We start from the raw sequence: 18,511 nt of genomic DNA, 5'->3' as shown, positions 1-18,511 counted from the left end.
GCATGAAACCCAAACCGCTCTTACTGCCCGTCGTGGCGGCGATGCTTCTCGTCCTGTCAGTCGCCGGGACCTCGTTCGGCAGAAGCGCCGCCGCACCCCCGTCGGTCACTGCGGCCGCCGGGTCGACGGCGGGCTGCGGGAAGGCCCCGGCCCTGACGAGTGGCAACCACACCATCCAGAGCGGTGGGCAGACCCGTAGCTATATCCTCCGGATCCCCGCCGGCTACGACCCCAACCACCCCTACCGGCTGATCTTCGGCTTCCACTGGCGCGGCGGCACGGCGGGCGACGTCGACTCCGGCGGAACCGACGGATACAACTGGTCCTACTACGGCCTGCGGCGCCTCGCGGACAACGCGAACAACAGCACGATCTTCGTCGCCCCTCAGGGCATCGGCAACGGCTGGGCCAATTCCGGCGGTCAGGACGTGGCCTTCGTCGACGCGATGGTCAGCCAGATCGAAGCGGGCCTGTGCGTCGACACCACCCAGGTGTTCTCCGCGGGCTTCAGCTACGGCGGTGCGATGTCCTATGCCCTCGCCTGCGCACGGGCGACCGTCTTCCGCGCGGTCGCGGTCTACTCCGGCGCGAACCTGAGCGGCTGCAACGGCGGCACCCAGCCCATCGCCTACATGGGCCTGCACGGCCTTCGGGACAACGTGCTGCCCATCCAGTCGGGACGGGACCTGCGCGACACCTTCGTCCGGACGAACGGCTGCACCCCGCAGAACCCGCCCGAACCGGCCTACGGAAGCCTGACCCACATCATCACCACCTACTCCGGATGCCGGTCCGGCTACCCCGTCGTGTGGGCGGCGTTCGACGGAGCGGGCCACGACCCCGGCCCGATAGACGGTTCCACCGGTGACGGCTGGCGCACCTGGACGTCGGCCGCGGTGTGGCAGTTCTTCACCCAGTTCGGCTCCAGCACGCCACCGCCTCCGCCTCCGCCGTCCGGCAGCCAGGAGATCGTCGGCCAGCAGTCGGGGCGCTGCCTCGACATCAACAACTCCACCACCGCCAACGGCACCCAGGCACAGCTGTGGGACTGCAACGGTGGCTCCAACCAGCGGTGGACCTATACCGCCGCCAAGCAATTGATGGTCTACGGCACCAAGTGCCTGGGAGTGGGCCAGTCCGCGGGCAGCGGCACCCCGGCGGCGATCTGGGACTGCAGCGGGCAGGCGGACCAGCAGTGGAACGTCAATGCCGACGGCACGATCACAGCGGCGCAATCGGGACTCTGCCTGGACGCCGGCGGCCAGGCGACCGGCAACGGGACGAAGGTCCAGCTGTGGACCTGCACGGGCGGCGCGAACCAGCACTGGCGCCTGCAGAACTGACAGAAGGGGCCGGGCACGGCACAATCCGGCCCGGCCCCGGCTTCGAACCACTGGGGTGTCACCCTGGTGCGAGCGCGGCTGGAGCGCGGTTTCCTGTGGACATGCCGGGTCAGCACATCCACAGAAGAGAGGCCCAGCCATGACCGTCCCGCTTCCCGTGGTCTTCGTCCACGGGCTCTGGCTGCACAGCACCTCCTGGCAACCCTGGATCGACCTGTTCCGCGAGGAGGGCTACGACCCCTCGGCGCCCGGGTGGCCCGGCGACCCCGACACCGTGGAGGAGGCCCGCCAGAACCCCGAGAGCGTCGCCGGCTACGGCATCGACGACGTCGTGGAACACTACGCGGCCCTGATCGAGACCCTGCCCGCGCGGCCCATCCTGATCGGTCACTCCTTCGGCGGGATGATCGCGCAGAAGCTGCTCGGCCAGGACCGCGCCGCGGCGGCCGTCGCGATCGACGCCGCGCAGATCAAGGGCGTTCTGCCGCTGCCGCTGTCCGCGCTCAAGGCGACGTTCCCGGTCTTCAGGAATCCGACCAACAAGCGCCGGTCGGTCTCCCTGACCCCGGAGCAGTTCCGGTTCGCCTTCGGCAACGCCATCCCGGACGAGGAATCGGCGGCCCTGTACGAGCGCTGGACCATTCCCGCGCCGGGCAAGCCGCTCTACGAGGCCGCCTCCGCCAACTTCAACCCCCACTCGCCCGCGAAGGTCGACACGAAGAACAGCGGACGCGGCCCGCTGCTGCTCATCTCCGGCGGCAAGGATCACACCGTGCCCGAGGTCGTCACCCGGGCCACCCTCAAGCAGTACCGGCACTCCGAGGCCGTCACCGACATCATCAACTTCCCCGACCGCGGGCACTCCCTGACGATCGACGGCGGCTGGCGCGAGGTCGCGGACACCGTGCTGAACTGGCTGCGGAAGCAGAGCCTGGGGACCGGCCGATGACGTCGACCTCCCGGGGCACAGCGAACCCCGGTTCAGACGCCGGCGTGGCCGGGCGGACCGTGGTGGTCACCGGCGCCGGGCGCGGCATCGGACTGGCCGTCGTCGAGGCCTTCCTCGCGGCCGGCTCCCGCGTCGTGGCCGGATCGAGGGAACGTACCGAAGCCCTCGACGCACTCGTGAAGCAGGGCGCCGAGCTCACCGTCGTGGAAGTCGACCTCGCGACCCCCGACGGACCGGCCGCGCTGGTCGCCGAAGCCGTAGCGGTCCACGGCGGTGTCGACGTCCTGGTCAACAACGTCGGCGCGGTACGGCCGCGGATCGACGGCTTCCTGGCCGTGACGGACGAGGACTGGGAGTGGACGTTCACGGTCAACCTCATGGCCGCCGTCCGCACCACCCGGGCCGCCCTGCCGCACCTGCTCGCCACCGGCGAGGGGCGTATCGTCACCGTCTCCTCCGTCAACGCCAGACTGCCGGACCCGCTGGTCATCGACTACGGCGCGGCCAAGGCGGCGTTGACCAACTTCTGCAAGGCCCTGTCCAAGGAGGTGGGGCCGCAGGGCGTGCGGGTGAACACCATCGGCCCCGGCCCGGTGGAGACGGCGCTGTGGCAGGGCGCGGGCGGAGTCGCCGCCACCGTCGGCGAGTCCCGGGGCGTGGACCCCAGTGAGGTGGCGCGCGGCGCGGCGGACCAGTCGGTGACCGGCCGTTTCACCCGCCCGGAAGAGGTGGCCGATCTCGTCCTCTACCTCGCCGGTCCGGCGGCGGCGAACATCACCGGCGCCGACTTCGTCATCGACGGCGGGCTCGTCGAGTCCCTCTGATCCGCCGTCACGGGACGGCCGTCAGCGACATCTCCACTCCTCGCTCACCCCCCACCTCCTCTGGAGTGATCAGTGAGATTACGCCTGCCCCGATCCCGCCGTCTGGCGGCCGGGGTCATCGCCCTGGCCGTCGGCCTCGGCGCGACCACCCTCACGTCCGCGGCCTCCGCCAAGCCGGCACCGTCGGCAGGTGAACGGATGCCCGCCGGCTTCAGCGAGCACAGGACCCGCGTCGCCGGAACCGGCATCAACTACGTGATCGGCGGCCACGGACCGACTCTGGTCCTGATCCACGGCTATCCCCAGACCTGGTACGAGTGGCACGGCGTCATGCCCGCGCTCGCCCGGCACTACACCGTCATCGCCCCGGACCTGCCCGGCGCGGGCCACAGCGACGCCCCGGCGTCCGGATACGACAAGAAGACCATGGCCGCGAAGCTGCACGCACTGCTGGTGTCGCTCGGCAAGGACCATGACGTGAACGTCGTCGGCCACGACATCGGCACGATGGTCGCCTACTCCTACGCCGCGCAGTACCCGCGCAGCGTCAGGAAACTCGTACTCAGCGAGGCACCCATCCCGGACCAGGCCATCTACCAGCACCCCGCGCTGACGGCCCAGGGCCCCGGCGCATGGCACTTCGGCTTCTTCTCCTTGCGAACCGGCCTACCGGAGAGCCTGATCCGGGGCCGGGAGCTGGCCTGGACGACCGGCTTCATGCGCGGCATCGCCGTACACAAGGACGCCCTGGCCCCGGACGACCTCAAGGTCTTCGCCTCCTACCTCCGCGACCACGCGCGCCTCGAAGCGAGCTTCGCGTGGTTCAGGACCTTCCCGCAGGACATCGCCGACAACGCGCGGTTCCGGAAGAAGCCCCTCACCATGCCGGTCCTCGCGATCGGCGCCTCCGCCAGCCTCGGTTCGTCCGTCGCGCACCAGGCAGGCCAGTACGCCACCCATGTCACCCCGGCCGTCGTCCCCGACTCCGGCCACTGGATCTACGAGGAGCACCCGAAAGAGATGACCGAGATACTGCTGCAATTCCTGGGGGAGCACCGATGACGTCAGGAGCGCGAGTGACGGGGTTCTTCCCCACCTTCGCCCCCACGGCCGAACGCGAACCCTTCTGGTTCCTCGGCGGCCAGGCCAGGATCCTGCTTCCCGGCACCGCGACCGACAACCGGCTCAGCCTGATGGAGTTCGCCGACCCGGTCGGCCACGCACCGCCGCACCACGTCCACGAGGACGAGGAGGAGGTCTGGTTCGTCCTCGACGGCGAGGTGACGTTCTTCATCGGTGACCAGCGCCACGACCTGGTCGCCGGCCAGGTCGCCCACGGGCCGCGCGGCATCCCGCACAGCTACCTGGTGCGCTCGCCGGAAGGGGCGCGGATCGCGGTGCTGTTCAGCCCGGCCTGGATCGAGGAGTACTTCAGGGCCAACGGCACCCCCGTCGCCGAAGCGGGAGACCTGCCGCCGGAGTTCGATCTCGGGGCGGTCGTGGCCCCCGCCGAGGCCTTCCACCTGCGGGTCACCGGACCGCCGCCGTCCCTGTGAGGGAGACCGCCCCCTCAAGGGCTGGAAAGACGAGGAGAACGGCCATGGAAGGCAACGAACCCGTCCGAGCCCACCAGGGCGGCAAACGCCGAAGAAAGCGGATGCTCACGACGCTGGCCGTGGGAACGCTGCTGGCGGTCCCGGCGATGTCCGCCGCCACACCCGCCGGCACGGCGTCCACCGCCAACGCCACGAAGGCGTCGGCGGCACCGAAGTCCCCGAAGCCGACCGTGGTCCTGGTCCACGGTGCCTTCGCGGACTCGTCGAGCTGGGACGCGGTCACAGCACGGCTCCAGCGCCAGGGCTATCCCGTCATCGGGGTCGCGAACCCGCTGCGTGGCCTGGCGGACGACTCGGCCTACGTCTCCAGCGTCCTGGACACCGTTCCGGGGCCGGTCGTCCTGGTCGGCCACTCCTACGGAGGCGCCGTCATCACCGACGCGGCGGTCGGCCACCCCCAGGTCAAGGCGCTGGTCTACATCGCCGCGTTCGCCCCCGACCAGGGCGAGTCCGGCCTGGCGATCCTCGCAAAGTACCCCGGCAGCAGTCTCCCGCCGGCGCTGACGGTCCGCCCGTTCCCGGGCGGGCAGGACGCCTACGTCAACCCCGCCGACTTCCGGCAGGTCTTCGCCGCCGACGTCCCGGCCGGCAAGACCCGGCTGATGGCGGCGGGGCAACGGCCGGTGGCGCTGGCCGCCCTCCAACAACCCAGCAGCGCCCCGGCGTGGAAGACCCTTCCCTCCTGGTTCCTGGTCGCAGGCGCCGACCACGCCATCCCACCCGCCGCGGAGCAGGCGATGGCCCTCCGCGCGGGTTCGCACACCGAGGTGATCCCCACCGCCTCGCACGCCGTCCTCGTCTCACACCCCGGCGCCACCGCACGCCTCATCGAAACCGCCGCCCGCGCCACCTCCTGACCCGGCATCAACGCTCTGTCCAGCAATCCCCGAAGGGAAGCCGACATGCCCTACACCACGGTCGGACAAGAGAACAGCACAGACATCGAGCTGTACTACGAGGACCACGGCAGCGGACAACCCGTCGTCCTGATCCACGGCTACCCGCTCGACGGCCACTCCTGGGAGAAGCAGCTCCCTGCCCTGCTCGACGCCGGACACCGGGTCATCACCTACGACCGGCGCGGCTTCGGCCGGTCGTCGCAGCCGACCACGGGCTACGAGCCGCATCAGCGAAGAGGCCGTGCGGGCCGGCTGGAACGTGGCAGCGGGTGCGTCGGCGTACGCGTCGGTGGCGTGCGTGCCCACCTGGCTCACCGACTTCCGCGCCGATGTCGCCAAGATCGACGTACCGACGTTGATCCTGCACGGCACGGGAGACCGGATCCTGCCGGTCGACGCCACCGGGCGGGCCTTCCACGCGCTGCTGCCCTCGGCCCAGTACGTCGAGATCGAGGGCGCCCCGCACGGCCTGCTGTGGACGCACGCCGAGGAGGTGAACGTCGCGCTGCTGGCCTTCCTGAGCAAGTGACACCGCGTCAGTCGACGGCGGTCGCCGGGCCAGGATCGCCGATCGCGCCGGGGATCTGCTTGCGTGAGGTGATGCCGAGCTTGCGGAACACCTTGCTCAGATGGAACTCGACCGTCGAGGCGGTGACGAACAACGTCGTCGCGATCTCCCCGTTGGTCAGTCCGGAGGCCGCCATGGACGCCACCTGCCGTTCCCTCGGTGTGAGATCGAACCGGGTCTCCTCCGACCGCCTGCGGGCCGTCGCCCCGGTGGCGAGCAGTTCGAGCCGGGCCCGCTCGGCGTACGGCACCGCACCGAAGGTGTCGAAGCTCTCGTACGCGGCACGCAACTGCTTCCTGGCCTCGGAGCGCCGCTTGCGGCGACGGAGCCACTCGCCGAACAGCAGCCGCGCGCGGGCCTGTTCCAGGGCCAGCGGACTCTGCTGCAGCAGTTCGACCGACTCCTGGTAGAACTTCCCGGCGTCGTCGCCGTCGGCCGTCAGTGCCCGGCCGACGGCCAGACTGCCCAGTGCCCACGGGGTGGCGGCGAGCGGGGCGCGTTCCTCCAGCCGGGCCAGGGCCGCGTTCGCGCCGGCTCGGTCGCCGGAACGGACACAGGCCTCGACCAGCAGCGGCAGAAAGAGGTTGCCGCAGGCCGGGGGGTCTTCCTCGAAGACCCTTCGGGCGTGCTTCATCGCCTGCCGGTAGCGGCCCCGCCCCAGCTCGAACAGGGTCAGTGCGTGCTGCGCCAGGAGTTGGAGCACGCCGTGGCCCATGCTCCTCATCCCGGCGGCCCGCCGGACCGCCGCACGCAGTTCGGCCTCGTGCCCGGTCAGGGCGAACAGGTGGAGCCGGTTGATGTCTCCGCCACCGAGGAAGCCGGTGGCGGCGGCGATCTCGTCGAACTCGGCGTAGCGGACCTCCGCCTGCGTGAACCGTCCGTCCAAGAGGTCGTGGCGCGCCTGGACGAGCAGCGTGATGCTCAGCGCGTACAGCGCGCCGCTGTCCCGGTCGGCCGCCGCGAGGCGATCGGTGAGTTCGCGCCCGGCCTGGACCTCCCACAGATCGTCGCAGGCCATGGAGAGCATCACCGCGAAGGGGCTGTTCGCGTCACCGATGCCGCCCTCGCGCCGCAGCGAGTCCAGGGCGGCGCGCAGCGCGGGCGCGCCGCGTTCGTAGCCCTCGGCCATGCGACGGGCCAGAGCCTCCATCAGAAGGTCGCGGCCGCCCCCGGTGGGGACCGGGGTGTGCTGCCGCGCGGTGAGGGCGGCGGCCGCGACCTCGGTCGGCGACGTGCCCTGCGTGCAGTCGTGGGCGACCAGTACGGCGTGGAGCGCCTCGCAGAGCAGTTCCCAGGTCAGCCCCGGGTCTTGCGGGCCGAGCCTGGTCACGGCGTCCATGAGCATCGCGGGTACATCGGCGACGGCGATCTGGAACATCTGCGCTGTCGCTCGTGTGCGCAGCTCGCGGGTGCGCAGCACCGGGCCACGGATGTCGGCCCCGGCGAGGTCCAGCGCGGTGTGCGCGGCGGGCGCGTCGCCGGACATCAGATGCGCCTGTGCCGCGTCGAGGAGACGTTCGGCGCGTTTGTCCGGGTCCTTGGTGAGGTCCGCGGCGCGCGAGAGGAGCAGAGCTTGCTGGGAGTATCCGCCGCGGGAGCGGGCCCGTTCGGAGGCGGCTTCCAGGTCGTCGGCGACGGCGTCGTCCGTTGTCTCCGTGGCTTCGGCCCGGTGCCAGGCGCGGCGGTCAGCGTCGCGTACGGGGTCGCAGGCGGCGGCCAGTGCCGCGTGCGCCCGGCGCAGCTCGCCCGGTTCGGCTCCGGCGTGCAGCGTCGAGCGGATCAGGGGATGGCGGAAGGCTGTCGGCGTGTCCCGGCCGAGGATTCCGGCGGCGATCGCGGGCTGCACGGCGCGGGCCGACAGCCCCAGGCGCCCGGCGGCCCGCCACATCATCCCCGTGTCGTCCGAGGGGGCCGTGGCGAGCAGGAGCAACAAGGTCGCGGTCTCGGGCGGCATGGCTTGGACCAGGCGTCGGAAATGGCCCTCGACAAGGCGGCTCACGGGCAGCGGATCGGGCAACGGGGCGACACCGGCCAGTTGTTCGGCGGCGAGGGCGTCGGTCAGCTCCAGCAGGGCGAGCGGATTTCCGCCGGTACCGGCGACGATCCGCTCGGCCACCGCCGAGTCCACCCGGCGGGTGGTGAAGGAGAGCAGGATCCTGGCCTCCGGCTCCGGCAGACCGGTCACGGCGTGCCCGCCCAGCGAGTCGAACAGACCGGTGTCCCCGAGTCCGTCGCGGAGGGCGATGATCATGCCCAGGGAGTCGGCATGCAGCCGCCGAGCGGTGAACGCCAGCGCCTCGGCGGATTCCCGGTCCACCCACTGCGCGTCGTCGAGCAGGAACAGCAGCGGCTGGTCGGCGGCGGCCTCGGACAGCAGTGTCAGCGTGGCGAGCCCGACCAGATACCGGTCCGCGGGCGGACCCGGGACCAGTCCCAGGGCCGCGTCGAGGGCGGTCCTCTGCGGTCCGGGCAACCGGTCCGTCCGGTTCAGGAAGGGCCGCAGCAAGCGGTGCAGTGTACCGAAGCCGAGACCGGTCTCGGACTCGACCGCGGTCAGGCGGACCACGCGAAGTTCCGCGGCCCGCTCCGCGGCGTACTCCAGCAGCCGGGTCTTGCCGATCCCGGGTTCGCCGGTCAGGACCAGGACTCCGCTGAGGCCCTCGCGCACGGCGTCGAGCAGCCCGCCGATGGCCTCCCGTTCGGCCCGGCGGCCGACCATCGGCGGCCCGGGTGCACGGTGGACGCCGTTCCACGCCATGGGACCGATCCCCCCTCGTCGATGTTCTGACGTGGGGAAACGCTACGAGCGCCGCGCCGGCGGAAGCGAGCGTCATGTGACGGTGGTCAGCGCAGTGCGCTGACCACCGTCCGCAGCTCGGCACGCGAGACCACGCCCAGCTTGGGGAAGATCCGGTGCAGATGCGAGCTGACGGTGCGGTGCGACAGATACAGCCGCTGGCCTATCTCGCGGTTGGTCAGCCCGTCCGCGGCGAGCTGGACGATCTGCAGTTCGTGGGCGGTCAGTTGGTCCCGGGCGTCGGGGGCCCGACGGCGGCTGGTCTCGCCCGAGGCGCGCAGTTCGCTGCGGGCCCGCTCCCCCCAGGGGATCGCACCGAGTGCGTCGAACATGTCGCGCGCGGCCCGGAGATGGTCGCGGGACTCGACACTGCGCCGCCGGCGCCGGAGCCATTCCCCGTAGGCCAGGTGGGTACGGGCCCTGATCAGCGGCCAGGCGCCGAGGTCGGCGCTCAGCGCGCCCGTGAAGAGCGGATCGGCGTCCTCGTCGGCGGCCAGCAGCGCCCGCACCAGGCGCAGTTCGGCGTGCAGTACCGGCGCGGAGGTCACCGTGGCGATCTCCTCCAGCTCCGTCACGATCGGCAGCACGGCCTCCAGCCGCCCGCAGTGCGTCGCCGCGTCGACGAGGTCCCCCACGGCGGTCAGCCGCAGGGCGACCTGGAACGCGGGATCGGCCGGATCGTGGAGCCGGCGGAGATGACCGAAGGCCTCCTCGAAGCGTCCCGCCCCCGACGCGGCCAGCCCGCGTGCCATCGACGCGGTGGCCAGCACCGGACGTGCCCCGGCCGGCAGCCCGATGCCCTCCGCCTCCTCGGCCAGCTCCAGGGCGGCATCCCCCTCACCGCGCAGCGCGGCCAGCTTGGCCGCGGTGGCGGTCATCAACGCGTACATCATCGTCTGGCTGGTCTCGCGCGCCAGCCGCCGTGACTCCTCGGTCGCGGCGATCGCCGCGCCGAGATCGCCGACCACGAGCGCGCTCCACGCGTCCGCACCCACCGTCCGGGCCAGCAGCCCCAGACGTCCCTGGGCGCGCAGGGGCGCACTACCGGCCGCGGAGAACGCCCGCGCCAGGTCGAAGCCGCCGACGAGGAGTGAGGCGGTGCTGAGCATGCGGTAGGAGCGGCCGTCGTCGCCCTCCTTCAGGGCGATGTGCCGGGCCCGGTCCAGGACGAAGGTGCCGCGGTCGACCGGGGCGGCGTAGGCGCAGATGGCCAGGCGCCACGGATCGAGTTCGTCCAGCTCCATCCGCTCCACCGCCCGCAGGACCGCTCGGCGGCCCTCCGGGCCCGGGTCGGACCAGAAGCACAGCTGCGCGGCGCTCCACAGGATCCGCAGCGCCAGCGCCCGGTCCTCCACGGCCAGCTCCTCGGCGAGCGCCGTCAGTGAGTTGGCTCCCGAGGCGTGGCTGTGCAGTCCCTCTTCGAAGCTGCCGCGCAGCCAGACGACCGTGGCGTGCTGCCGCCGCGACAGCGGCCCGGTGAGCGCCTGGTCCAGCAGCCGGGTCACCGTCTCGGGCCGGCCGAGTTCGACGGCGAAGTCGGCGGCCCGCAGCAGCCGTTCCGCCCGGCGGTCGGCGTCCTCGCTGAGCACGGCGGCCTGTTCGAGGGCCGTGACGGCTGCCGCGATGCCGCCACGATGCGCCGCGCGGTGAGCGGTGTCCTCCAACGCCGCGGCGACGGCTTCGTCCGGGTCCTCGGCAGCGGCGGCCCGGTGACGCAGCTGCCGGTCGGGGTGCTCGTCGAGTACGGCGGCGAGAGCGGCGTGCGCGGCGTGGCGGACGCCGGTGGGCATGGTCTGGTGGATCGCCGACCGCATCAGCGGATGCCCGAACCGCAGCTCCGTACCGACGACTTGGACGAGCCGAGCCCGTACGGCGGGGTCGAGCTCCGCGGTTCCCGCCGTGACGCCGGTCAACTGCCGGGTTGCGCGGTAGATCTCGGCGAGTGACGGGCTGTCGTTGAGGGCCGCGATCCGCAGCAGACTGCGGGTGATGTCAGGCAGGGTCTCCAGACGGTGGGTGAAGGCCCGCTCCAGCCGCTCGGTGAGCGGCAGCTGCGACAGGTGCGGGTCCGCCGACGCGCCGAGGGTCCGGGAGAGTTCGGTCAGGGCCAAGGGGTTCCCCGCCGCCTCGGCCAGCAGCCGGCGATGCGCGGTCGGGCGCAGCTGCGGGGCGTGGTCCGCCAGGAGCTCCCGCGCCTGGCCGTCCGTGAGCGGCCCCAGGGTCAGGGAGGTGAGCTCGTCGGAGTCCAGACGCGACCGGTAGCCCTCGCGTGCGGCTCCCACGATGACCACCGGCTCCGTGCCGATCCTTCGCGCCACGAAGGCCAGGACACTGGCCGTGGCGTCGTCGAGCCACTGGGCGTCGTCGACGAGGACCAGCACGGGCGCGAGCGCGGCCGCGTCGGCCAGGAGATTGAGAACCGCCAGACCGACCAGGAAGACGTCGGGCACGCCAGCCTCGGCGTGCCCGAGTGCGGTGTCCAGGGCCTGTTGGTGCGGCGCGGACAGCTCGGCGGCCGAGGCGGCCAGCGGACGCAGCACGAGTTGCAGACCGGCATAGGGGATGTCGCTCTCGGCCTCGACTCCGCTGGTGCGCAGCACACGGTAGCCGAGCCCCTCGGCGAGGCGTGCGGCCTCGGCGAGCAGCGCCGTCTTTCCGATACCGGGCGCCCCGCGGACCAGCACCGCGTCCTTGTGGCTCCGCGGCTCGGCCAACAGCCGGCGCAACAGGTCCAGCTGGTCGTCCCGACCGATGAGCTCCACGTTCCCCCCATCAGCCCGGGTCGCCGGACGCGGTCTGTTTGAAAGGTCAGACTACTGTGCCGCGTCCGTGGAGCTGAACGAAAAGGCCAGGCCGCGACGGTGGGTGGCTTCTACCTCGCCGCGCGCAGCGTTGCAGGCGAGATGGATGTGTAGGGAGGTTGTTCAGCCGAGCCTGCGCAGCACGTCGGCGACGGTGACCCGGTACGTCCGCAGCGCCCGCAGCCCCGCGGCATAGCGGTCACGGTGTCCGGCGATGTCCGCGGTCTGTTGCCGTGCCCGGACGGCGTGCCAGAGTTCGGCCGTGTGGTGACGGTGCTTGCAGGTGACGTCAGCGGTGGCGGTGGCCCGCTCCCGCGCCGTATGCCGCGTGTTGCCGTCACTGCCCCGCCACCAGGCGGTATCGGAGTACGCGGCCACGGGGTCGGGATAGCGGGTGAATCCCTGTTCGGCCACACAGCGGGACCACACGTCCCACGCCGCGCGCAGACGCGGGTCGCGCTTGACGGCCTTGTCGACCTCGATCTGCCGGGTCTGCGCGTAGAGCCAGTCCCGCTTCACGTCGATGCCGCGCATCAGCCGCCGGCTCGCCTCCGCGTTGCAGGAGGGGAAGTCCGCATACTCGGCGCTGGTCATCCGGCGGCCCTTCGGTCGCGGAATCGAGGATTTCGCCGGGTCCCAGCCGTAGCCCCAGCGACGGGCGGCGGCAAGGTCCAGGACGCCGTAGAGGGTGCCGACCGCGGTGGCGACGATGGGATCGCTGGGGTACCGGGGGTCGAGCGGGAAGTCCGGATGGCCGTGCCGTGCCATGCACTGCCGGACCAGCAACGCCGAAGCCCGCTGCGATCGCTGGTAGTCCTGGGACGTGAATTCGTAGCGATCAGCTGGGAAGGGGCCCGGGTCGGACCCCGTAAGGATGACGTCGGTTCCCCGTGCGCGGCGGCGTCTCGATCCGTTGACGTGATGGTGCGGTTGGTTCTGGGTGCCCGGCCCCGGCGGGTAGTCGAAACGCAGTAGCTGGACGACTTCAACGCCCACATCGTCGGCGAGATCCAGGTGGTCCACGAGTTCCGCTGAGGCGGGGAGGCCTGCCGACGGGGCACGCTGCGGTGCGATGATCCCGGCGTGGCTGGTTTGATCACGGCGTCGGAGCTGTCCTAGGCAGGCCCGTTCACCGGGCTGAGCCCGCGTGGCTTCGGGAAGCTGGTGGCCATGCTGCCTCGAGGCGACGGGGTCCACCACGCCATGCTCGGCATCGCCCGGATGCACAACTCAAAGATCATTTACGGGACGGCCTTCAGGAGTTATAGCCGGGCACCCGCCCCACGACGCCTCGGCGCGCGACCTTCGCCGGGTCGCGCGCGATATCGGAGGCTACTTGAAATTGCGGACCAGCGGGGCACCGTTCGGGGGCTTCGTCACCTGGAATGTCTTGCTGTACGTATTCTTGTCGTTGTCACTGTCCACGCACGTGATGAGTGCGGTGGCCTTCGTGCCGTTCGTCGGAATTCCGGTGAGTACGACCGTGTAGTCCTCGGTCTCGTCCTCGCCGGGGAGTTCATCCGTGCCGGCCTTTCCCTTGGTGGGCGTTATCTTGATGCTGTCCGGTGTGGAATCCCCGAATCGGGCACAACTCACGGTTCCCTTGACCGTGACCTTCACGGCGGCGTGTGCCGTGCCGGTTGCCACGAGCGGAGCTGCGAGTGCCAGCGAAGCCACGACCGCGACAGAGCCGATGGTCTTCCTCGTGCTGATGCTGAGATTTCGCATGTCAGACTCCCACTGATTTCGGACGGATTTGCCGAAGGCGGGGTGCAAGAAAGCAGGCAGCGGCGTCGGAACGGCGCGAGATGGGTGCTCCCCACCCTTTGTTTCCCCACATATGAAATCGACTGCGCTTCGCACTGGATAGCGCGGCGCGTCCGTGAGAAACCGGTCTATTCCGGCCTCCGACGCCGACAGCGTCTGTATTCGACCCTAGCGAGCGGTGGTCACCATGTCCACTTATGCCCCAGTGCCCTTGATTGACCCGTCAATCAAAGTGACAACGCCGCGAGGACCATAAAACTCCTGACGTTGCCGATGCCGGTCGGGCGGGCTGATGGAAGAGGGCGGGAACGTTCACGCGGCGGTGGCGGCGCACCCCAGGTCCCCCGCACGGCCTGCCGGGGCGCGACAGGCGTCGGGGGAGGGCTTGCCATGGAAGCCGGCGCTCTGGAGCAGACTCACGTGCCGCACATGGTCTCCGAGCCGCCGCACTCGCCCGCGGACAGGACCGGGTTCTACGGGCTTGGCTGGAACGTGAGCTACGACGACCAGGGCAGGCTGAAGCTCGGCCACTCCGGCGGCTTCGCGCTGGGGGCGGCCACCACCGTCACCTTGCTGCCCTCTGAGAAGCTAGGCATCGTCGTCCTGACCAACGGCGAGCCCATCGGTGTGCCCGAGGCGATCTCCGCCACGTTCCTCGACACCGCGCAGACGGGCGGGCCGACCGTCGACTGGCTCAAGTTCCTCGGGCCGTTCTTCCAGCAGACCCTGCAAGGGGAACATTCGCAGGTCGACTACAGCAGGCCCCCGGCCACGCCCGCGCCCGCCAAGGCAAACAGCGCCTACACCGGGACGTACACCAATGAGTACTACGGTCCTTTGACGGTCAGCGCCCAGGGCAACGAACTCACCATGCAGCTCGGGCCCAAGAAGCAACGGTTCGTCTTGGCCCACTACGACGGTGACACCTTCAGCTACCGCACCACGGGCGAATTGGCCGTCGGCCTCACGGGCGTGACCTTCACCGTCGGCTCCGGCGCACGCGCCGAGAAGGTCCGGGTCGAGAACCTCGACACGAGCGGTCTCGGCACCTTCACGAGGAAGGACTAGCCCGCCACCACATCCGGCGGCGGGCCGTGGCCTCAGGCAGACCCGGCAGACCGCCCGTCGCGCACTGAAGACCGTCCTGGACCAGGACGACATCCCCACCGCGTCTCTGCTCTCGTCCGTGCGGTCGTCCAGGCCGGATTCCGCGGTCGGCAGGGCGGCAAGGTTCCGGCAAGGTTCCGGCAAGGCTTCCGGCCCATGGTCGGCATGTGCACCGAGGCGACCACGCCGGCCACCGGAGCGGAAGGTCCCGCCGGCGCACGTTCCTCGTGCATCTGCGCGAGGGACGTGGGACAAGGGAGAGGGAAACCATGCGAACGACACGACGGGCACGCCTGGCTTCGTTGACGGCGGTGGCGGCGCTCGCCGTCCCGGCGCTGGTGGTGGGTGGCACTGGAACGGCGTCGGCGCAGGTGGCGCCGAAGACGGCTGCCGCTGAGGTCGAGTGCACCGGCTTCACCAACGTGAGTGTTGGTGGCGGTTGGTACCTCCATGTGCCGTCGGCGGGCTCGGGAAACTACAACTGCGTAGTGGTCCGGGGGATGAACGGCATCCCCGTACTGGTCGTGCAGGAGAGCCTCAACACCTGCTTCGGCCAGGACATCGCGGAGGACCGGGACTTCGGCGGCAACACTGAGCGAGCAGTGAAGAACGCCCAGACGGCGATCAACGAGACCTGGAGCACCGCCAAGCTGAAGGTAGACGGCCGTTTCGGCCCCAAGACCAGCTCCTGGTTCGTCTTTGAGGCATATGACTACTCCAACGGCCAAAATGGCAGCCACACGGGCTTCTGCTACAGGCGTCCTTGACGTGTCAGCACGGCGGCTTGATGTGCGGACATGCTGCCTGCCATAAGTAGGCGAAGGACGACCTGGGCGACCCCTCACTCAGGATCCGGCCGGCAGGCCGAGTTGGCGCAGCCGGGCGCGGACGCCGTCCGAGTCCGGCACGCCGAGTTCGTCGAGGATGTCCGTCGCGCGGCGCGCGGCACGCTGGGCCGCCGGGGCGTCGCCGGTGGCCCGGTGGCTCTCGCTGAGGTGGGCCAGCACGTCGGCCTCGAAGTAGCGGTCCCCGAGACCGTGGAACAGCGCGACGGCGTTGTCGTAGCAGGCCGCGGCCCGGCGGTGGTCGCCCAGGTGCTGGTGAGCGTAGCCGAGGCTGTCCCAGGTGTCGGCCTGCCCGTCGCGGACGCCGAGTTCGGTGAAGAGCTCCAGCGCCTGCCCGCAGAACGCGAGGCACTGACGGTGGTCGCCGAGCTGCGCGTGGTACCAGCCCACCGAGTTCAGGGCACGGGCCTGACCGCTCCTGTGACCCAAGGAGGTGTACTGGTCAAGTGCCTCCCGGGCACAGGCCAGCGCCTCGGGGTAGGCGTCCCGCCGGGCGTGCAGGCGCGCCAGGTCGAGGTGGGTGTGGGCCAGCTCCGTTCGGTCGCCGAGGGCTTTGTGGAGATCCAGGGCGCGGGTGAGGTGGGTGAGCGCGTCGTCCAGCCGCGTCAGGCGGGTGCACGCGCGGCCGAGACCGCTGTGGGCGTCGGCCTGCCCGGCGGCGGAGGCCGAACGGAGTGCGGAGTGCAGCGCGGCCTCCTGGGCCGTGGCCCAGTCGGACCAGTGGCCGCGTCGCTGCAGGAACGTCGTCAGGGCGCGGGTCAGCTGCCAGGTCGGGGCATCCGGTGCATTGCGCGTGGCGGTTCCCGACCGGTGCACCACCGCCAGCAGCACGGGGTGCTCGGCTGTGAACCAGGCGAGAGCCTCTCCGTGGTCCGCGGCGTGTTCGGGGGAGACGCCGGGGACCACGGGCGGCAGCGCGATCGGATCTCGATGCGGATCCAGCATGCGGTCCGCGCAGTGGGCGGAGTGCAGATAGTGGCCGAACAAGCGGTCTTCGGCCGCTCGCGTCTCGCCGGCCGCGTTCACGGTCTCGGCGAGTTCGGCGGCGTACATCCGCAGCAGGTCGTGGAGTACGTATCTGCCGCGCGAGTGCTCTGTGAGCAGGCAACTGTCGGCCAGTGCGGTCAGTAGTCGGCCGGCGTCCCGGACGGGGATCCCGGCCAGGCTCGCGGCGGCGGGCACGCTGATGTCCGGGCCGGGGTGTACGCCGAGCAGCCGGAACATCCGGGCGGCCTGAGGGCTCAGGGTGCCGTACGACCAGGAGAACACGGCCCGTATGTCCGCCCGCGTGTCCTCGTTGCCGAAGCTGTCCAGCCCGGCGGGGGAGTCCTGCGCGTCCCGGAGTTCGGCGGCGAGCCGTGCCAGGCCGAGCCCCGGCTCGACGGCCGCGCGGGCCGCTACGATCACCAGGGCCAGCGGCAGCCGCGCGCAGCGGCTCACGATCTCGTCGACCGCCAGCGGTTCGGACATCACGCGCTCGGCCCCTATCCGGCGGGCGAGCAGCCGCCGGCACTCCGCCGCGGGCAGCACATCCAGGACAAGACTCCGGGCGCCTTCCAGGGCGATCAAGCCGGAGAGCCGGTTTCGGCTGGTCACCAGGGTGAAGCACCCTGGACTGCCGGGCAGGAACGCCCGTACCTGTTCGGCGTCCCGTGCGTTGTCGAGTATCACCAGCATCCGGCGTCCCGCCAGCATGCTCCGGTACAGCCCGGCCTGGGCCTCCGGGCTGACCGGCATGTGCTGGGGGAGCACGCCCAACGCCTCCAGCAGCCGGGGCAGCGCCTCGGCCGGGGTCACGGGTGCCCGTGAAGGCTCGAAACCATGGAGGTTCACGTAGATCTGGCCGTCCTCGAACCAGTCGGCCACCCGGTGCCCCCAGTGGACGGCCACGGCCGTCTTCCCTACGCCCGCGGTCCCGGAGAGGGTCGAGATCACGGCCACCGTGGGGCTGCCGATGTCGCCCGCGAGGATCTTGTCGAGCTGGGCCAGCTCCTCCTGCCGTCCGGTGAAAGCCGGTACGTCCAGGGGCAGATGGGCCAGAATCGGCGCGGACCGCGGACGTGCCGAAGGCGGCGGATCCGTGGCCTCGGCCGGCCGGGGGGCGCCCTGCAGGATCGTCTGGTGGAGTTGCCGGAGTTCGGTCCCCGGATCGGCGCCCAGTTCGTCGGCCAGCCGTTTCCGGGTCTCGGCGAAGCGCTCCAGCGCCTCGGATCCGCGCCCCGCCTCGTACAGTGCGCGGATCAGCACGGCCACCAACGGCTCCACGAGGGGGTGTTGGTCGACGAGTTCGGGCACCCGGTCGATCACCACAGCGTGGTTGCCCACCGCCGTCTCAGCGTTGGCCCACGCGGTGACCGCGTCCAGCCGCTGCCGTTGCCAGGTGTCGCGCATCCGCGTCGCCCACTCCCCGGACAGTCCGGTGAGGGGCTCCCCGCGCCACAGGTCCAAGGCCTCGCGGAGTATGGTCACCTGCTCGGCGTCGCTCCGGCCGGCTCTGCGGGCGTCGGCGACCAAGCGATGAAACCGGTGGAGGTCCACGGCTTCGGGGTTAGTGTCCAGCACGTAACCGCCGTTACACCGAAGCAGGCCCGGCGTGCGGACGGCCCCGGCGGCCGCCAACCCCCGCCGAAGGCGGGCCACATGCGCGTACAGCGCCTGACGAGCCCCGTCCGGCGGATCCGCACCCCACACCCGCCTCATCAACGTCTCGATCGGCACCGCCCGGCCGGCGTCCACGGCGAGCGCCGCCATCACGTTCCGCCGCTGCGGAGGGCCTATGTCGATCGGACCTTGGGCCCATAACTCGACGGGCCCGAGAAGTCTGAACGTCACCACGACAACCCCCGGCGATCAGACGCGCACACGCTCCGCACCTTCCCCTGGTGACACCCCCCGGTACCAGGCCACGACACACGCTACGCGCGCGTAAGTCAGCCCCACAAGGCTCAGCCCAGCCAGGTCTTCCCGGCAGTCGACCGGCGGACGCTGCTGTTCA

General features: G+C 71.0%; 13 protein-coding genes and 1 pseudogene. 9 read left to right on the top strand and 5 right to left on the bottom strand.

Annotated features, from left to right (window positions below; translation table 11 throughout):
- Window positions 1–2 precede the first annotated feature (2 nt).
- The 7 genes and pseudogenes from ACWCQ1_RS42730 (at window position 3) to ACWCQ1_RS42700 (ending at window position 6,160) form a co-directional block, all read left to right on the top strand.
- On the top strand, window positions 3–1,343 hold the full coding sequence (locus tag ACWCQ1_RS42730) for a ricin-type beta-trefoil lectin domain protein (protein ID WP_358608824.1): 1,341 nt from the start codon (window positions 3–5) through the stop codon (window positions 1,341–1,343).
- Between the two features lie 139 nt (window positions 1,344–1,482).
- Window positions 1,483–2,292 (top strand): alpha/beta hydrolase, encoded by an 810-nt coding sequence (locus ACWCQ1_RS42725; protein WP_133047127.1) that lies wholly within the window; start codon window positions 1,483–1,485, stop codon window positions 2,290–2,292.
- A complete protein-coding gene (locus tag ACWCQ1_RS42720) occupies window positions 2,289–3,116 on the top strand; it encodes an SDR family NAD(P)-dependent oxidoreductase (protein ID WP_358608821.1) in 828 nt (275 codons plus the stop codon). Before ACWCQ1_RS42725 ends, ACWCQ1_RS42720 begins: the two co-directional genes overlap by 4 nt.
- 72 nt (window positions 3,117–3,188) lie before the next feature.
- Window positions 3,189–4,178 carry an alpha/beta fold hydrolase gene (locus tag ACWCQ1_RS42715; RefSeq protein WP_451028958.1) on the top strand — a complete coding sequence of 330 codons (990 nt, stop codon included), beginning with the start codon at window positions 3,189–3,191 and terminating at the stop codon, window positions 4,176–4,178.
- 14 nt (window positions 4,179–4,192) lie between these two features.
- On the top strand, window positions 4,193–4,672 hold the full coding sequence (locus tag ACWCQ1_RS42710; protein WP_451028957.1) for a cupin domain-containing protein: 480 nt from the start codon (window positions 4,193–4,195) through the stop codon (window positions 4,670–4,672).
- A gap of 44 nt (window positions 4,673–4,716) precedes the next feature.
- Window positions 4,717–5,589: an alpha/beta fold hydrolase gene (locus ACWCQ1_RS42705; RefSeq protein WP_451028956.1), complete on the top strand. Its 873-nt coding sequence runs from the start codon at window positions 4,717–4,719 to the stop codon at window positions 5,587–5,589.
- Window positions 5,590–5,634: 45 nt separating this feature from the next.
- Window positions 5,635–6,160 (top strand): annotated as a pseudogene (locus ACWCQ1_RS42700) (alpha/beta fold hydrolase).
- A 7-nt stretch (window positions 6,161–6,167) separates the two neighbouring features.
- Here the strand turns inward: ACWCQ1_RS42700 and ACWCQ1_RS42695 are convergent.
- The 4 genes from ACWCQ1_RS42695 to ACWCQ1_RS42680 form a co-directional block, all read right to left on the bottom strand.
- Window positions 6,168–8,957 (bottom strand): AAA family ATPase, encoded by a 2,790-nt coding sequence (locus tag ACWCQ1_RS42695; protein ID WP_451028955.1) that lies wholly within the window; start codon window positions 8,955–8,957, stop codon window positions 6,168–6,170.
- A gap of 86 nt (window positions 8,958–9,043) precedes the next feature.
- The gene (locus tag ACWCQ1_RS42690; RefSeq protein ID WP_358608806.1) at window positions 9,044–11,758 is read right to left on the bottom strand and encodes an AAA family ATPase; all 2,715 of its coding nucleotides are present in this window, start codon (window positions 11,756–11,758) and stop codon (window positions 9,044–9,046) included.
- A 162-nt stretch (window positions 11,759–11,920) separates the two neighbouring features.
- Window positions 11,921–12,565 carry a hypothetical protein gene (locus ACWCQ1_RS42685; RefSeq protein ID WP_451028954.1) on the bottom strand — a complete coding sequence of 215 codons (645 nt, stop codon included), beginning with the start codon at window positions 12,563–12,565 and terminating at the stop codon, window positions 11,921–11,923.
- A gap of 564 nt (window positions 12,566–13,129) precedes the next feature.
- Window positions 13,130–13,474, bottom strand: a complete 345-nt coding sequence (locus ACWCQ1_RS42680) for a hypothetical protein (RefSeq protein ID WP_451028953.1) — start codon at window positions 13,472–13,474, stop codon at window positions 13,130–13,132.
- A 363-nt stretch (window positions 13,475–13,837) separates the two neighbouring features.
- On the opposite strand from ACWCQ1_RS42680, the gene ACWCQ1_RS42675 reads away from it, so the two are divergent.
- On the top strand, window positions 13,838–14,632 hold the full coding sequence (locus ACWCQ1_RS42675; protein ID WP_451028966.1) for a DUF3471 domain-containing protein: 795 nt from the start codon (window positions 13,838–13,840) through the stop codon (window positions 14,630–14,632).
- A gap of 308 nt (window positions 14,633–14,940) precedes the next feature.
- A complete protein-coding gene (locus ACWCQ1_RS42670; protein WP_358608797.1) occupies window positions 14,941–15,438 on the top strand; it encodes a peptidoglycan-binding domain-containing protein in 498 nt (165 codons plus the stop codon).
- A gap of 78 nt (window positions 15,439–15,516) precedes the next feature.
- Here the strand turns inward: ACWCQ1_RS42670 and ACWCQ1_RS42665 are convergent, their stop codons facing one another.
- The gene (locus ACWCQ1_RS42665; protein WP_451028952.1) at window positions 15,517–18,348 is read right to left on the bottom strand and encodes an AfsR/SARP family transcriptional regulator; all 2,832 of its coding nucleotides are present in this window, start codon (window positions 18,346–18,348) and stop codon (window positions 15,517–15,519) included.
- Window positions 18,349–18,511: the final 163 nt, after the last annotated feature.

Source organism: Streptomyces sp. NPDC002144 (genome assembly GCF_053593695.1).
Note: the sequence above shows the minus strand (reverse complement) of the source record. Positions and strands in the feature narration are given on the sequence as shown.

Bases quoted from the DNA above. Each gene is read 5' to 3' on its own strand.
- ACWCQ1_RS42730 (WP_358608824.1), top strand. From the start codon at position 3: ATGAAACCCAAACCGCTCTTACTGCCCGTCGTGGCGGCGATGCTTCTC.
- ACWCQ1_RS42725 (WP_133047127.1), top strand. From the start codon at position 1,483: ATGACCGTCCCGCTTCCCGTGGTCTTCGTCCACGGGCTCTGGCTGCAC.
- ACWCQ1_RS42720 (WP_358608821.1), top strand. From the start codon at position 2,289: ATGACGTCGACCTCCCGGGGCACAGCGAACCCCGGTTCAGACGCCGGC.
- ACWCQ1_RS42705 (WP_451028956.1), top strand. From the start codon at position 4,717: ATGGAAGGCAACGAACCCGTCCGAGCCCACCAGGGCGGCAAACGCCGA.
- ACWCQ1_RS42695 (WP_451028955.1), bottom strand. From the start codon at position 8,957: ATGGCGTGGAACGGCGTCCACCGTGCACCCGGGCCGCCGATGGTCGGC.
- ACWCQ1_RS42685 (WP_451028954.1), bottom strand. From the start codon at position 12,565: ATGGCACGGCACGGCCATCCGGACTTCCCGCTCGACCCCCGGTACCCC.
- ACWCQ1_RS42675 (WP_451028966.1), top strand. From the start codon at position 13,838: ATGCCGGTCGGGCGGGCTGATGGAAGAGGGCGGGAACGTTCACGCGGC.
- ACWCQ1_RS42670 (WP_358608797.1), top strand. From the start codon at position 14,941: ATGCGAACGACACGACGGGCACGCCTGGCTTCGTTGACGGCGGTGGCG.